Genomic DNA, 16,277 nt, shown 5'->3' on the forward strand with positions numbered 1-16,277 from the left:
CTTACTAACTTAGGAAATGGAGGACCTGATCAGAATGTCGGTCTCGATGGAAGTGCTTATGGCCTCACAATTACTGCAGGTTCTGGTGCAAGTGGAAATAGTGGTGGGGCTAATGCAGGAGGCGGCGGCGGTGGCGGTGCAATAGGAGGAGGTTCACCTGCTGGTGGTGGAGGCGGAGGAAGCTCCGGGACAAATGGAACACCGGCTAAGGGCAGCATACCACCGCTTCGCTCTCACGTGATAGACAGTGCCATACCTTCTGGAGGCAATGGAGGAGATGGTGCTGGAGGCGGTGGAGGCGGAATAGTCCTGGTAGCTCCTACAAATGGAGTTGACGGACAAGCCGGACAAGGCGGTTATGGCGGCGGCGGGGGTGGCTCAGGCACCGGTGCTTATGAGCTGGATTATAGCGTGCAAGCTGGTTCAGGTGGATTTGGCGGAGGCGGTGGCGGAGGTGGTGTTAACCAATCTGGCATGACCTCGGCAGGAGGTGGTAACTCTCTTGGCGGAGGCGGTGGCGGCGGGGGTGGTCCCTCAAATAGCTCTAATGCTATGGGTGGAGTTGATAGTGGCAACCTCGGCGGAGGCGCTGGTGGAATGGGAGCTAATATCGTCGGTTCAGGCTCTGGAGGCGGTGGCGGTGGCGGAGGGAGTGGCCTCGGAGGCGCTGTCTTTGTTGACAGTAATTTGAATATTACAATTCAAGCGCTTCCTGGAGGGGTAACACACTTCAACACATCAAATAATACAGTGACAAAAGGAGACTATGGCACTGGCAGTCCAGGAGCTTCTGATGGTGTGGATGGTTCAGAATTAGGAAATAGTATTTTTTTGCGTACAGGTTCTTCTCTCACATTAATGGCGAACGATACAGCTGATGTGTTGAATCTGGGCAATCAGGTCGCGTTTACTGACGATACTGTTTTTGGATCCGGGGGAACTAACGTTTTTGTCAAAGGAAATGGTTCAGTTATATACCAAGGGACAACCGATTATCAAGGAACAGTCAAAATCGACAATGCCAATTTCAAAGTGAATGGGCAGATCAATCAAGCGCCTGTCTTCGTTTGTAGAAACAATAGTTTCAGTTCACAAAGAGGCACACTCAGTGGAAATGGAACATTAACAGGAGATGTCTTTGTTAATTCAGGAACAATCTCCCCAGAACCAGGACAAACACTTAATATTGGTAGCTTGTCTTTAAATTCAGCCTCTTCTGGTAGTCTGGGAAGCCTTGTTCATATCGATATAAATTCAAACAGCACGTCTTCAGTCGCAGTCACAGGAGCCGCATCCCTTGCCGGTATTCTGGAAATTAATCTGCCTCCAAGCGCTCAGCCTGGCCAGTACACCCTGCTTTCCTCATCAGGGATTACAGGCACCTTTGACTCTGTCACATTTACAGGAACTACGTTACAAACTCCAATTTACACACTTTCCTATTTACCAGCAGGAGCTCCTACTTACGTTCAATTTAACTTCCTGGGCTACCCAACACCTCCCCCTCCTCCGCCATCCTCCGTTGATATCCCTGCGACCGTAAATGGCTCTCCTATTTATAATCCTGCGGTTGTTTGTTGTGGTAGACCGGTTATATTGGGGCCGTTAGCAGTACCAGGATCGAGCCCTACCATTTACACCATCAGCAACCAGACCGGTAATGTCACCTGCCGTATTGGTCAGACTCAGTCGCAAACCTATCTGAAGATGTACGGGACAAACGGTTCCTGTACCATTATTGGCACAAAAGATGGCATTGTTTCTAATCCTTTAAAGGTAATAGCACCATGAGTAAATGTTCGATAATAGCTAAAGGAGTGGTAGTAATACTGGGTATGGCTGGAGCTGCTTATGCTGATAATGACTCTGCACGCTATTCATTTTCAAACAGTTGGACAGGATTTTATGCGGGCATAAATGCTGGGCTTGTTTTTAACTCTATCCAATTAGGTTCCCAACAGTTAGGTTTTACCAACCCCAGCGAACAATGTAATATAAGTTCGGATTTCTCAAGACTTCTTCCTGGTATACAATTAGGCTTTATGCATCAATTTTCCAACAATTTTGTATCAGGAATAGAAGCGAATATCGCTTTTAACACCAATAAAACTGAAACATTAGCGTGTGACTGCCCCGATTTTTCCATCGTATCTGATCGTTTCTCCTTTAAAAGGCAAAAACAAAGTTCTATTAAAGCTCGAGTAGGTCGTACCCTTAATTGGAATGCCAGCCTTTTACTCCCATATTTAACGGCAGGAGCCAGCTTAGCGAACTCTGAATTGACATACTCTAATGAAGGAGGAGATTATTATTCTCAAAAAACCAACCAGACTGGCCCACTAGTAGGCGCTGGTATCGAATGGGCTTTTAAGAACAATTGGTCATTACGTGCAGAATATAATTATGTAGATTATGGAAATGTCATAAAAATGCAAATACCGAGTATCTATGGCTTGATAGATCCTAACGGCAATGCTCGTGTTGACCTAAGTTCCAATAACATTGTTGTTTCGATTAATTATTGGATTTAAAAGTACATGACCGTAGATGAGAAAGCCTCAAAACCTTGATGAAGTACAAGGCGCAATTAAGAGCCATGCTATCGCTCGACTTCGCTCCTGGATGGAAATCATTTCTGCCAGCACAAGACCTGAACAACACCTGGAGTGACGTTCTGTATTGAAACTCACAGCAACACATTGATTTTTTTTATTTACAATGATAAAGTTGACGGTTAACCATTTAAGATGATCCAGGTGCATGGCCAACTATTTTATTACTAAATTAAACACGTCTTCTTGCAGTAATCTGTCTGTAAATCACCCTTACTGTTCCCATTAAGGATTAATTATGAGTCATTCAAAAAAAGTTCTAAGCGTCTTTTCTTTGGTTATGATTAACATAATTGCTGTAGACAGCTTACGAACCTTGCCAATCAGTGCAAAACTGGGTTTATCACTGATATCCTATTACATCATAGCCGCCTTTGCTTTTTTTATTCCTGTAGCTCTGGTTGCAGCCGAATTAGCAACAGCATACCCCAATACGGGCGGGATTTATGTGTGGGTTAGAGAGGCATTTGGCAGACGAGCCGGTTTTATAACTATTTGGCTCCAATGGATTTATAACGTGGTATGGTATCCAACCATGCTTGCGTTTATCGCAGCAACCTTATCGTATTTAATAGCCCCTCAGCTGGCCAATAATAAATTTTATTTATTAGGAACGGCTCTTAGTCTTTTTTGGCTGTTTACCCTTTTGAATTGCTTTGGAATGAAATTATCCAGTATTGTCAGTATCGTAGGTGCGACAATTGGAACTGTTTTACCAATGCTTATCATTATCCTTCTGGCAATGTTATGGATGATTCAAGGGAAACCAACGGCAGTCAATTATCCCAGCTCCTGGCTTCCTGATTTTAGCTCATTCGGTAATGTGGCCTTATTCTCTGCTGTTTTATTTGGTTTGATTGGAATGGAAATGTCTGCCGTTCACGCAGAAGAAGTTAAAAACCCGCAAAGAGACTATCCTAGGGCATTATTTTATTCTACCCTGGTTATTATCTCAACCCTGTCTCTCGGCTCATTAGCCATCGTTATAGTGGTTCCTAATGACAGCTTAAGCGTCGTTTCCGGTTTAATTGACGCCTACGCCATCTTTTTTGCTTCCTATAAAATGCCCTGGATGACTTATGTTATTGCCGTACTTATTATATTAGGCGGGCTTAGCGGTGTTTCTGCATGGATTATAGGACCAACCAAAGGGTTATTGGTATCAGCAAGAGATGGCTCGCTTCCAGCACGATTTGCGAGAGTCAATAAACACGGAGCTCCCGTGACCATACTCATCACGCAGGGTGTGATATTTACCATATTAAGTACCATTTTTATATTTCTGGATTCTATTAATGCTGCTTATTGGATTTTGAGTGATTTAAGCGCACAAATGGCATTGCTGGTCTACATTATCATGTTTGCAGCAGCTGTTAAATTACGTTATTCCAAACCAGATCATCCGCGTGGATATACCATCCCTGGTGGAAACATCGTGATGTGGTTTGTTGCAGGTACAGGAATATTATGCTGTATTGCCGCAATGATTGTAGGTTTTATACCCCCATCACAAATCCCCATCGGCAATGTCTATTTATTCGAAGGATTTTTAATAGGCGGACTAATCCTGTTTGTCTTAATCCCCTGGTTATTAGCCAAACGCCATTAAAATACGCAAGATAACGTAGCTCGGTTGCTTGCAGCCGGGCAACTATGCCAATCATTACATCACCACCTATTCCTGAAAATGCAACTCATATCCGTTTGCGTGCGAAACAATAGTCCTGTAAGGGCAATCTCATCCCCATAAACCCCGGCGACAAACAATCGAGCTAAGAAAGTCAGAGCAAGAGAATGTCATTTGATTAAATAAAATTATATATACATAATGTGGTTCACATTGATGTGCCTCACTAATTCAAAGGAATGTACAAAATGAATCATGCAAAATCAGCTTTTTTTAAATTTAAAATTGCCTCGTTCTTTGCTTTTATGTTTTCTGTGAGGTTTCATTTTCCTCCATGGCAAATGTTTCAGAACTGTTTGTCAAACTAAATACTATTGCATTTTATGCTAACGCAACTTCTGTCAGCTCCTCTATTGCAGGATACTACCCCAAGTGCCTGTTAAAACCTGGTGGTTATCGTGGAGAATACCGATTCATTCATTGCGAATGGCTGGATTTGAAATTTATCCCGGATGAACCCATATATTCTTCAGAGCAATTGCAAGTGTTCCATTGGCTCTCTCTCCTGAAAGATCATTCATATCACGTAACCACTATTCGTAATGAATCATTAAATAATGCCTCAGACTACTTGAAAAATTTATCCCCCTTAGATTTTCAAAAAAATCATGTAGAACGAATGTTATATGATTACAGGAAAGTCCCTTATGTTTATTGTGAACAAACCTTTTGGAGAGAAGCAAAAGAAAGTTTTGCAAAATTGCCAGAACCGGTACGAAAATTGATTCTGACCGTGATAAAAAGAGTAACCATAGAATCCAAGACTGACGTGCAAAAATATTCTTCCTTTGTAACATTTCATGAATTAGAAAGCATAGACACTAAAATTGACCTTGATCAAGATGAATATGAAGTAGCACTGAAAGAGCTAAATGCATTGCATTCAGTATATTAAGGAGATGAGATAGTTTAATTACCAGAAAGTCCCGGTTGCTTGCAACCGGGCTCTATTAATGGGTCACTGAGGTAAACTACAACTCTTCTGGTAAAGACATCAAGCTGGCATTCCCGCCTGCGGCTGTTGTATCAACGGTATAAGTGCGTTCATGACATAAACGTACCAGATAGTTAGGGCCTCCAGCTTTGGGACCAGTGCCTGATAAACCCTCACCGCCAAAAGGTTGCAAGCCAACTACTGCGCCAACCATATTCCTATTAACATAACAGTTACCTGCGTGCATTCGTTTACGAATGTATTCAACTGTCTCATTGATTCGACTGTGAATTCCCAAGGTCAGTCCATAACCGGTCTGATTGATCTCATCCAACACTTTATCAAGATTTTTTCTTTTAAATTGAACAACATGTAAGACAGGACCAAATACTTCTTTTTCAAGAGAATTAATACTGTCTATAGCAATTGCCGTAGGAGGCATGAAAAATCCTGACTCACTCTCTTCTGTAAGTGGGCATTGGAATATTATTTCATGACGCTTCTTCATAGTATCCACATGATTTTTTAAAATGGCTAATGCATCTTTATCAATCACTGGACCTACATCTGTAGTTAACCAACGAGGATCACCAACTACCAGCTCATTCATTGCTCCCTTAAGTAACTCTACAGCTCTTGGATAAACTTCTTCCTGAACATAGAGAACCCTTAATGCAGAACATCGTTGCCCTGCACTACCAAAAGCAGAATTCACAGCGTCAACAATTACCTGCTCCAACAAAGCAGAGGAATCTACAATCATGGCATTTTGACCGCCAGTTTCAGCGATTAAAGGAATGATTTCCCCACCACGAGTAGCAAGAGTACGATTAATAAGATTAGCGGTATCAGTTGAACCAGTAAACAGAACAGCCTTTATCCGCTTATCAGATACAAGAGCAGCACCTACCGTCTCTCCTGCCCCTGGAAGCAATTGTATCGCCCCGGTAGGTATACCTGCCTGATGCATTAATTTAACCGCGTAGGCAGCTATTAATGGAGTTTGTTCCGCAGGTTTTGCTATAACGCAGTTTCCTGTTACCAGCCCTGCAACCACTTGGCCCGTAAAAATAGCCAAAGGAAAATTCCAGGGACTGATACAAAGTATTATGCCACGAGGATGCAAGCTCAATTCATTTATCTCGCCTGTATATCCATTTAGCCGTGTTGCTACTGCCATTAATTGCTGTGCCATCACTGCATAATAACGGCAAAAATCGATTGCTTCTCGTACTTCCGCCACGCCATCATTCCATGTCTTACCCGCCTCAAGACAAGCCAGAGTCAAAAACTCAACCATATTTGCCTGCAACAAATCAGCGAATCGGTTCAAACATGCAGCGCGTTCTTCAACTGGAGTATTGCTCCATATTGGAAAAACTTCTCCGGCGTGAGTCAATGCCTTTTCTACATCATCCAAACTTGCATTTTGTACAGAACCAACAACCAGCGAGGGTTGTTGTGGAGATGTAACTGATTGAGGAGAGTCAAACAATACGCGCCCAGCAACCATAGGACCAGCTTTCCATTGATTGGCATCTAACTTCGCCATTTCCTGTTGCAATAATGCTCGTTCATGTCTGTTTGTAAAATCCAGGCCTTTAGAATTTTTTCTTGAGGGCATAAAGATGGCATCTGGTAATGGAATATTCTTATTCATGCTATTAAATAAAGACTTGGCCTTCTCAACAGGATCTTCCACTAGATCTGTAATAGGTGCATTATCATCAACAATTCTATTAACAAATGAAGAGTTGGCACCATTTTCTAACAATCGGCGCACCAGATATGGCAGTAAATCTTCGTGAGTACCAACAGGCGCATAAATACGACAGGGAATTCCATAACAGTCAGCAGGAACTACCTGTTCATAAAGTTCATTCCCCATTCCGTGCAAACATTGGAATTCAAAATCTCTATATTCGCCCACAATATTAAGAATCATCGCTACAGAATAAGCATTATGAGTTGCAAACTGAGGGTATATAGCATCGGTCATAGTCAATATTTTTTTAGCGCAAGCCTGGAATGAAACATCTGTAAATACCTTACGCGTAAATACGGGATATTCTGAAAATCCCTGCATTTGGGTCTTCTTGATTTCACTATCCCAATAAGCACCTTTAATCAAACGAACCATAATTCGGCGTTTTTTACTTCGTGCAAGAGCAGCAACCCACTCCAGAACATAAAAGGCTCTTTTTTGGTAAGACTGGACTGCTAAACCAAATCCATCCCATCCTTCCAGACTGTCGTCATTAAATACACGTTCAATAACATCTAATGATAGATCCAGACGTTCTGACTCCTCTGCATCAACGGTTAAAGCAATGCCGTATTCTTTTGCTAATCGCGAAAGAGCCAATAGTCTTGGGGGTAATTCCTCCATAACACGCTCATACTGCGATTCATTGTAACGTGGGTGAATCGCTGATAATTTGATGGAGATACCGGCACGTTTGTAGATGTTAGAGTTTTTATCTGCCTGTTGGCCAATAGACTCAATTGCTTTTTTATATGCGTCAAAGTAACGTTGTGCATCAACTGAAGTTAATGCTGCTTCGCCCAGCATGTCGTATGAATATCGGTATCCTTTGCTTTCTTTCTTTTTAGCTCGAGTTAAGGCTTCATTAATAGTACGCCCCATTACAAATTGCTTACTCATTATACGCATTGCTTTATCAACAGCAGTTCTGACAACTGCCTCACTACTACGGTTCACCAGTTTCATCAGTGCTTTAGTTACAGTATTTTCTGCTTTTTCTGGTGTTAATACTTTCCCAGTTAACATCAAAGCCCAGGTTGTAGCATTAACAAAGAATGAATCACTTTGTCCTCGATGCGACTTCCAGTCACCGCCAGCCAGTTTATCTTTGATCAAATTGTCTATAGTCGCATTATCAGGAACTCGTAATAAAGCTTCAGCCAGACACATAAGAGCAATGCCTTCATCGCTGGATAATGCATATTCAGTAAGAAAAGAATCGATACCCGTACTCTTTTTACGCTCCTGACGTACAGACTCAACCAGTTTCATGGCAGTAGTTCGAATGGCAGTCCTTTGTTGTGGCTCAATTGCCGCTTTATCACAAAGTTCTGTGATCAATGACAGCTCATCGGCTCGATAAGCCTTATTAATGGCAGCTCGTAAACCCTCTGGTAAATAAATGGACTGCTTTTCCAGCATATTGTTCTCCGAAATCCGGGGTCAACAGACCCTCATAAAATATCAATAAAAGATCATAGTTTAGAACCAGTACAAATGAAATGTATTGGTTAAAATTTGTTGTGAATTATATGACGATTAGTCATTCTAATAAAGTAAAAATCCATTTTTACACTACCAGCACCAGAACAAATTCAAGACCAATGGCTCAAATATTAAACAAAAAGACTTGATTTAGCCAACCCGATCGGATCTAATTATACACCAATTGGTTAATTATCAGTCTATTGTGGTTTTTGTGAATTTATTAACCTTATGATTTGATTAAAATTATTCCCCAATGATCAATCAAAGCCCTTATGATTTTACAATTGTTGCATTTGGCAATATAATCACCATCTTTTTTAATGACCAATAACGGTGATTTAGCAAGAAGAATGGAGCAGTATGAACACTTTATTAACTCTTATCTCAACCGTCATATTAACGAGCAATATCACTTCCAGTGCCCCTTCATTTGCAAAGCCTGGACCAGATATCAATACCCAAGTTCAGCATTTGAGTAACAAAGCACCTCAGCTCAACAAAAATGTCCTGAAGCTTGCATTGACTGCATATACAAATGCTCATAAAGAAGGGGCGGTTAAAAAACCCGTATTAACTGTAATCGATTATTCTCTACCATCAAACAAACAACGTATGTGGGTATTCGATGTTCGCAATGAAAAATTATTATATAACACTTATGTAGCTCATGGTAAAAATTCAGGAGTGGTTGCGAACCATTTCTCAAATAGAGAATCAAGCAAACAATCAAGCCTTGGCACTTATATTACGAAGAACACCTACATAGGCCACAAGGGATATTCATTAAATCTTCAAGGCCTCGACAGAGGATTTAATGATAACGCATATAACCGACGCGTTGTGATTCATGGTGCATGGTATGTAGAGCCTTCCTTTATCAAAAAGGCTGGCCGTGCAGGCTTGTCCTGGGGATGCCCTGCTATTGCTGACACATTAGCAAAGCCTGTGATCAATACCATCAAAAATGGTTCTGTAATTTTCGCTTATTATCCTGACAAAAAATTCCTGTCAAATTCAGGTTATTTAGTCGCATAAATAAGAAAGCCAGGGCAAGCCCTGGCTTTTCGCAGTCATCCGTATAAGAACTCCAGTTCTTATTGTCATCCTGACAAATCAGTTCCATCTGATTGCAATTCCCTTTGATTGACTTATATCCTTACAAGCCATGATTAGAATTTAGCAATAGAATCGTTGATTCGCAAGGGTACTTCAAGGAAATAAGCTCAGAATAATACGTCAAAAAAACAAACATCAAAAATAAAAAAATGATAATATACAATAGGTTATTATATCTTACGGTAAAAAACTGTGATTTAAATTGGAATTATCCGCAATTGAATTGAGAAATTTCTTACAGGAAATAGAGCAATAAATCCAAATGTAGTGACATCTGCCTTAATGTCCATTTATGTTTACGAGACGTTGAGAAACATTCAACGGATCGACTCATTACTTGGATGCAACTACGAATCCGGGAATCTATGAGCGCAGCACATTCATTCGTAGCAATATCAATTTATGCTACTCACTTAAAGGCGCAACAAGGATATTTAGAACAAAATGAATCCCAACCAACCTGTATTTAATAAAATTTTCACCAGATTGAAGTATTTGCTGCTTGATTATGGTATAAGTTGTGGTAGCTTATTCCAGAAGTCGTGTATCCGAGTAGAACTATGAACCAACAGACAAATCCAGTAAAAAAAGATAAATTACAAATTATAGATTGGTTAATTGAGCATTTCCCCAATGCTTTTTTCAAGAAAGGTAATCAGGTAAAGCCACTTAAAATTGGAATATTTGATGATATTATCGATTTTTATGAACGCTTGGACTCCCCTCCTTTTAGTAAAAAATCACTGAGAGAAGCGTTAAGTTATTATAGTGCATCACCAGCTTATTTAAATTGCCAAAAACCCGGTGCTGCACGCGTCGATATTTATGGAAATGAGATCGATGAAGTAACCCCTGATCAAGCTAAATATGCTCATCAGCGTTACCAGGAACGATATACCAAGAAAAAAGAACCCGAATAATAACGCAAGTTATAGCCGATACTATACCGAATTACCATGGCGTTCTCGTGGTAATTCGAATAAGCAGTAGCGAGTGAGACTGATTTCTGGTTTTTGTGGAAAAGTTTTACTTATCCCATAAAATGCGTCTTTGCAATCGCCCCCAGAAAGCAAGTGTGCACCATGCATATAATTTATTAAAATCAGAAAAACTGTCGTCATTATAAAAAATAAGGATTTGGCCGTCATCCTGAGGAGCTAGCGACGAAGGATCTTCCTGGATTCAGGAGATCCTTCGCCATGCTCAGGATGACGTACTTTTCTTAACCTAATGGCGGCGAGAGTTAGAGAAAGGGGCATGTGACACAAAACTCCTTAAGTTGACGCCACTGTGTGAACGCTCCCGGTACCTAGACATTCCCACGCAATACCATTAAATAATTAATACTCACATCATTATTCAGGGTAGCAATCCGGCTGATTGGATTAAAATTTAAACCATTTAAGTCAACTAAAGTAAAACCATAAGCACGTGCCATAGAAGCCAACTCACTGGGCTTTATGAATTTATCATAATCATGGGTTTGTTTGGGCAATAAATTTAATAGATACTCAGCAACAATAATGGCACTGGCATATGCTTTCAGCGTTCGGCTTATTGTAGATAAAAACAGAATGCCGCCTGGTTTAAGTAATCGTTTACAGTGTTGGATTACCTGCTCAGGTCGTTGAACATGCTCTAACATCTCCATGCAGGTTATTATATCAAAGCGCTCTGCCTCAAACTCTTCTATAGGCGTAGCTTTATAGTGAATAGACAGGTTCTGTTGCCTGGCATGTTCCGACGCACTTTTAATTGCGTCAGCTTCTGCATCAATACCTGTAACATCAGCACCACAACGCGCCAGAGCTTCACATAAAATCCCTCCCCCACAACCAACATCAAGGACGCGCGCGCCCTCTAAGCTTGCATGATTTTTTATAAAATCAAGTCGTGTAGGATTTATGTCATGCAATGTTTTAAGTGGTCCTTCTTTATCCCACCAGTGATCTGCGTGTTGTGCAAATTTATGGAGTTCCTGTTCATCTATTGTTGAATCATGTTTAATCATTTGATAATAGGCCCAATGGTCGAAATTCAATTATTTTGGAATATGCAATAAAGTAACACTATATAAGCATAGTAAATAACATATTAGCTACATAAATATCAAATACATCATATCAAACATCTCAAAATCATATTTTTCTATGCTTCAAGGAGAAGCTAACGATATACTTAATTTAACAAATAGCAGAAGCAGCACGGCTAGCTTAAATAGCTCTAATTTGTTACAATAAATACAAATGGAGCGCATAACGAAATATGACACCTAACACAGACAGAAACGTCCGTATCTCAAGTGATATGATGCATAATCAAAATTGTCATGCATATCTACAACAATTATATCCTTTTATCAGCCCACAAATTATAAATTTATTACCGGGATTAATCGAGCTGGATAAACTGAAAGAGCAATATGATGCCAACTTCGCCTATGGTGATTTATATTCGTACACTATTGCCTATCTTGAAAATAATATTGAATCTTTATATCAAACTGTAGAGTCAATCGAAGATCTGGATAATTTAATCTACGCTGTTTACTTCAATAACAATCATATTCTTGAAAATGCAAACTGGATAAACCTTATTAGCGCCCAAACCCGCCCCAGACAAGTGAATATCGGAGATAAAATTGCGGAAGAACTGGTTGATCAGGATAAGGTTGTAAATAAACTATCACCAATGAAAGTAGAAAGCTTGCTTAGTCGCTTTTCGACATTATTTACCTCCAATTTTAAACCCCAACATGATACAAATCTGCCTTCGATAAAACATTTCTCCTACAATAAATTCTCATCCAATCTGGAGTTTCGCTTCAGCACTCAGGCACAACGGCATAATGGTTCAGTACGAATTAGTCCATTATTCAAATATTGGCTGAAAATTAATGCTAAAAAATACCCAGAAGAACAATCTATTTGCCATATTTATTTTAATAACCTCGGTCTAGATAGAGAGGGAATGTTTGATATTGCTGGTGGAAATGAAAAAGCCTTTAGCATCGAACTTCATTCGTTAGAGCAGGATTCGGAATTGAAGACAGTAGTGATTACTCTTCCTGCAAGCCAAGCCCTAATGGATTCAAACTATTATAAAAACACCAGGAAAAATCTGGCACATCAACAAGTCTTTGATGAATTACTTGATATAGCTGAAGGAAAACGACATAAAAGTGGTGTCTCTGATTTCAAAATTAGCCCCGAATTCAGGAGCATATTATTTTCTAATAAAAAGAATCAATCTCAAATTTTGCAGAGCTTGTTAAAAAGCAGTTTTGATTCCATGGGAATCCGTGAAGGAGAAAGTCTGTCTCTGGCTCAGCAACAAGCCGTGTGGCTGCATTTCACCAAATTTGAGCTTACTGATTTTATAATAAATAAATGCACCCCGGCGAACCAGTCTATTAGTTATAATTTTTCTTGCAAAGACGCCATCGACCGGGGGGCATTGTCATCAATTTATTATAATTTAATGAAATCATTTAAATTGAACAGACCAATCCAAAAAGATGAATTTGAACAATGTCTTGATATAGCCGCAGCAAATGTAAAAGGACGCGGAATGAATTTCCACCGCAAAATCATATGGAATGCATTAGACACTTATATCAATGCAAACTACGATGCCTTAATCAAAGACAAACGAAAATCCTGGCTTATATATTGGCGAGATATGAACTGCCCTCATGCAAGAGTAGATCAATTAATTAAAATGAGAATGCTGCAATGTGAGGAGAAACTGAATCAATTACCTGCTGCCGAACAGGATATTAAAGCCATAGGACTTAAGCTCCTTAAACACTTAAAAGAACAGCATGATAATAAAGTGAGTGGGCAACGCTTGATGCTGGAAGTGATAACTCGCACGTCCCAATTGTTATCCCATCCCTCAACACATGAATCCATTACGGCTTATAAAAATCTGGCAACAGAATTAAAAATAAATAATCCATCCCTGTACCTGATTGGTGGAATTATGGAAGTTTTTTTAGGATTAATATTATATATTCCTTCCCTTGGTTTTTCTAAAAGCCTGCTAGATCAAGGTTTTTCATTAGCAAAAACTGGATTTTTCGTTACTGAACGCCAACTAATGTGCGATGAAATTATGGAGTTCTCGTTAAAAAATCCCCCCGCTGTTGCCGGAAGTTATAAATTATTCTAACATCGATTAAAATGATAATCTGGAGTGATTATGCTTTTAGCCGATTTCAATATACCTGAATTAATGACGGAACAAATAAATAAGTATTTATCGGACAATACCCCTGAATTCCCGGTGTTAAAAGCACTTATTCTCAGTAAAGCTCCAATTCCTTATGTACAAAGCAATATCGCAGATACACTGACTAAAATAAAAGAAACCAATCGCATTAAAGTACAAAAGGCTCTGGAAGAACAAGCTCATAAAACCCAATTAAGAGAAGATGAGAAGCAAAAAAAACAGGAGCTATCAGAAAAATCAAAAGATGATGAAGCCAAAAGACGTTTGAGTCGAGAACTAAAACAAATTCCCACTCAAATAAGCAGTCATGAAACAGAATGCAGATTACTGCAACATAAACTGAACCGATTAATGGAAGCCCCTCCCAAAGTTGAAGTCACTCAACATCCTGGCTCTCCCCCTACATTAATACAAAAATCGCGCCTCGATGAACATAATCGAGTAGTTGAGAAAATCAGAAATACGATTATTGAATATGAATTGAAAATACAAACACTACTTCAAGAACAGTATACGATACAGGCAAAGCTTAAAGAGATTGAATCACGCAGTGATATCAGACTCACCCACTCCTATCAACGTAATCAACGAAGGCAAGCAACCATTGGATACAATAAAACAGGGGAAGGTATAGAGGAAACTTTATCAACCAGAAATAGAAACTCATTAACAAAAACTCTTCAGGATCAAATCAATGCTCTTGATAAAAAATGCTCTGATTTAATTCAGGACGCAGGGCAAATCAATTACCCTTATTTCATCGAAGAATTACAAAAATATCTGCATACCCCAAAAACCAGGCTTTCGGCTTCAGAAATTGACGCACTTAATGCTATTTTAAAACTGATGAGACAACATTTAGATTATGAACATCAAGCAGCAAATACTGAATCCAGCCTCAAAATAAAAAAACAAAGCATCAGCACTCAACTGACAAAACTCAATGGATTGAACTCTAAATTAAAATCATTAAATGAGAGCACCCCCAATTTAAACGCTACGAATATGAAGTTAACAATGCAAAATAAGGATCTTGAACTCTCCTCAGCGAATAACATTAAATCACGAGATAGTCTTGGAGCTCCAGGCATGCTTTTATTAGCTCTAACGTTTATCTTTTGTATCCCATTAATTTTAACATTGAGTGAAGTCATCCCCTTTTTTATTGCTCCAGCCTTACTCTACTCTTTGGTGATTATACCTGCAGCCTCATTATTTCTCGCAACGCTAGGTGTTGGGATCGCGGCTCTGGTTTATAGTATAAAAGCGCACCAGGATGATTCTGCAATAAAAGAAAATTTACTGGTCATTGAAATGAATACCAATCTGATGGGAAGAAACAGTCAGAGTAAAAAAACTCTGGAGACACACACCATTCCCGCACTGAACATACAAATACAAAAAGATGAGTCCGCTCGGGATAACCTGGTCTTGTCTCTAAAAAGTTTACTTGATCTGTCCTCACAAGCGTTTAAACAAGCAAAAGAAATAGAACCTGTGGCTTTGTCGACCTCATCGATTCTTCTTAATAAAGAAAAAACAGTATTAAAAGAACCTGAATCAACGTCAGATGAGGATTGCCTGTCCCTTGAATGTGACTCTATGGAAGAAAGCGAAATCAGCGACTATGCTCCAGGCTAAACTGCACTGCCATTAAGTTGATTTGGCCGTCATCCAGAAGCTAGCAACGAAGGATCCCGGGATGCAGAAGATCCTTCGCTACGCTCTGGATGACGTGCTTTTAGAGTCAAAACATCTTGGCTTCTGTCGCTTCGTAATATCAGCATTAGCTTACTAAGCGGTTTTAAAGTGCCCTGGCTATTAAAATATTCGAGAATTAGTATAATCCTTCCATCGACTCCTGCGTGAGAATTTATTTTGAGAATATTGTTCATTACATCCACTTCTATTGGCGATGTTATTCTTGGTTCCGGAGCACTTAAATCGTTATTTGATCAATATCCTGATGCAAGATTCACTATATTATGCGGCCCGATATCTGCCAATTTATTCCAGGCTATGCCACGTATTGATAATATTTTCGTTATTACTAAAAGAAAATGGCGCCTGCATTGGCTAGATGCCTGGAAACAATGTAAAACCACCAAATGGGACATCGTTGTTGATTTACGCAATACAATCATTACCCGCTTCTTACGTGCAAACAATAAGATGATTAATTGGCAATGGGATAATATGGATCATAGAGTAAGCCTCTATGCCTCTGTACTCAAATTAAATCATATTCCTTCCCCATTTCTCTGGATCTCGGAACACGCGCTTAGTATAGCCGCCAAACAAATACCACAAAACAGATTTATACTGGCAATTTGCCCCACCGCCAGCACACTCGATAAATGCTGGCCATTAGATCGCTTTATTCAGTTAATTTCTGATTTGATCAAGCCAGAAGGAATACTCGCGCATGCAATGGTACTAATC

General features: G+C 39.7%; 11 protein-coding genes and 1 pseudogene. 10 read left to right on the forward strand and 2 right to left on the reverse strand.

Going from position 1 to position 16,277, the window contains the following annotated elements:
• The 5 genes and pseudogenes from Q0495_RS09035 to Q0495_RS09055 all read left to right on the forward strand — a co-directional run.
• Nucleotides 1-1,791 (forward strand): annotated as a pseudogene (locus Q0495_RS09035) (hypothetical protein); the annotation flags it as partial.
• Nucleotides 1,788-2,531, forward strand: coding sequence for an outer membrane beta-barrel protein (locus tag Q0495_RS09040; protein WP_298625175.1), 744 nt, complete (start codon nucleotides 1,788-1,790; stop codon nucleotides 2,529-2,531). The pseudogene Q0495_RS09035 and the gene Q0495_RS09040, both read left to right, overlap by 4 nt.
• Nucleotides 2,532-2,547: 16 nt before the next feature.
• Nucleotides 2,548-2,670: a hypothetical protein gene (locus Q0495_RS09045; protein WP_298625177.1), complete on the forward strand. Its 123-nt coding sequence runs from the start codon at nucleotides 2,548-2,550 to the stop codon at nucleotides 2,668-2,670.
• Between the two features lie 180 nt (nucleotides 2,671-2,850).
• On the forward strand, nucleotides 2,851-4,221 hold the full coding sequence (locus Q0495_RS09050; protein ID WP_298625179.1) for an amino acid permease: 1,371 nt from the start codon (nucleotides 2,851-2,853) through the stop codon (nucleotides 4,219-4,221).
• 352 nt (nucleotides 4,222-4,573) lie between these two features.
• Nucleotides 4,574-5,194 (forward strand): hypothetical protein, encoded by a 621-nt coding sequence (locus tag Q0495_RS09055; RefSeq protein WP_298625181.1) that lies wholly within the window; start codon nucleotides 4,574-4,576, stop codon nucleotides 5,192-5,194.
• A 76-nt stretch (nucleotides 5,195-5,270) separates the two neighbouring features.
• Here the strand turns inward: Q0495_RS09055 and putA are convergent, their stop codons facing one another.
• Complete coding sequence (putA, locus tag Q0495_RS09060; protein ID WP_298625183.1) at nucleotides 5,271-8,420, reverse strand: bifunctional proline dehydrogenase/L-glutamate gamma-semialdehyde dehydrogenase PutA; 3,150 nt, start codon at nucleotides 8,418-8,420, stop codon at nucleotides 5,271-5,273.
• 426 nt (nucleotides 8,421-8,846) lie between these two features.
• Between putA and Q0495_RS09065 the strand changes: the two genes are divergently transcribed.
• Together Q0495_RS09065 and Q0495_RS09070 are read left to right on the forward strand one after the other, a co-directional pair.
• On the forward strand, nucleotides 8,847-9,521 hold the full coding sequence (locus tag Q0495_RS09065; RefSeq protein WP_298625185.1) for a murein L,D-transpeptidase catalytic domain family protein: 675 nt from the start codon (nucleotides 8,847-8,849) through the stop codon (nucleotides 9,519-9,521).
• Between the two features lie 641 nt (nucleotides 9,522-10,162).
• On the forward strand, nucleotides 10,163-10,522 hold the full coding sequence (locus Q0495_RS09070) for a ProQ/FinO family protein (protein WP_298625187.1): 360 nt from the start codon (nucleotides 10,163-10,165) through the stop codon (nucleotides 10,520-10,522).
• Nucleotides 10,523-10,911: 389 nt separating this feature from the next.
• On the opposite strand, the gene ubiG is transcribed toward Q0495_RS09070, so the two are convergent.
• The gene (ubiG, locus tag Q0495_RS09075; RefSeq protein WP_298625189.1) at nucleotides 10,912-11,613 is read right to left on the reverse strand and encodes a bifunctional 2-polyprenyl-6-hydroxyphenol methylase/3-demethylubiquinol 3-O-methyltransferase UbiG; all 702 of its coding nucleotides are present in this window, start codon (nucleotides 11,611-11,613) and stop codon (nucleotides 10,912-10,914) included.
• A gap of 254 nt (nucleotides 11,614-11,867) precedes the next feature.
• Between ubiG and Q0495_RS09080 the strand changes: the two genes are divergently transcribed.
• From Q0495_RS09080 to Q0495_RS09090, 3 genes are all read left to right on the forward strand, one after another.
• Nucleotides 11,868-13,775 carry a hypothetical protein gene (locus Q0495_RS09080; protein ID WP_298625191.1) on the forward strand — a complete coding sequence of 636 codons (1,908 nt, stop codon included), beginning with the start codon at nucleotides 11,868-11,870 and terminating at the stop codon, nucleotides 13,773-13,775.
• Between the two features lie 30 nt (nucleotides 13,776-13,805).
• Entirely contained in the window at nucleotides 13,806-15,476 is a 1,671-nt protein-coding gene (legC3, locus tag Q0495_RS09085; protein WP_298625193.1) for a Dot/Icm T4SS effector LegC3/PpeA, read from the forward strand.
• A gap of 237 nt (nucleotides 15,477-15,713) precedes the next feature.
• The coding region (locus Q0495_RS09090) for a glycosyltransferase family 9 protein (RefSeq protein ID WP_298625195.1) at nucleotides 15,714-16,277 on the forward strand (564 nt) is incomplete at its 3' end.

Source organism: uncultured Legionella sp., assembly GCF_937871865.1.
In the GTDB taxonomy this organism is placed as follows: domain Bacteria; phylum Pseudomonadota; class Gammaproteobacteria; order Legionellales; family Legionellaceae; genus Legionella.

Bases quoted from the DNA above. Each gene is read 5' to 3' on its own strand.
- legC3 (WP_298625193.1), top strand. From the start codon at position 13,806: ATGCTTTTAGCCGATTTCAATATACCTGAATTAATGACGGAACAAATA.
- Q0495_RS09050 (WP_298625179.1), top strand. From the start codon at position 2,851: ATGAGTCATTCAAAAAAAGTTCTAAGCGTCTTTTCTTTGGTTATGATT.
- Q0495_RS09040 (WP_298625175.1), top strand. From the start codon at position 1,788: ATGAGTAAATGTTCGATAATAGCTAAAGGAGTGGTAGTAATACTGGGT.
- Q0495_RS09065 (WP_298625185.1), top strand. From the start codon at position 8,847: ATGAACACTTTATTAACTCTTATCTCAACCGTCATATTAACGAGCAAT.
- ubiG (WP_298625189.1), bottom strand. From the start codon at position 11,613: ATGATTAAACATGATTCAACAATAGATGAACAGGAACTCCATAAATTT.
- Q0495_RS09070 (WP_298625187.1), top strand. From the start codon at position 10,163: ATGAACCAACAGACAAATCCAGTAAAAAAAGATAAATTACAAATTATA.
- Q0495_RS09055 (WP_298625181.1), top strand. From the start codon at position 4,574: ATGGCAAATGTTTCAGAACTGTTTGTCAAACTAAATACTATTGCATTT.
- Q0495_RS09045 (WP_298625177.1), top strand. From the start codon at position 2,548: ATGAGAAAGCCTCAAAACCTTGATGAAGTACAAGGCGCAATTAAGAGC.
- putA (WP_298625183.1), bottom strand. From the start codon at position 8,420: ATGCTGGAAAAGCAGTCCATTTATTTACCAGAGGGTTTACGAGCTGCC.
- Q0495_RS09080 (WP_298625191.1), top strand. From the start codon at position 11,868: ATGACACCTAACACAGACAGAAACGTCCGTATCTCAAGTGATATGATG.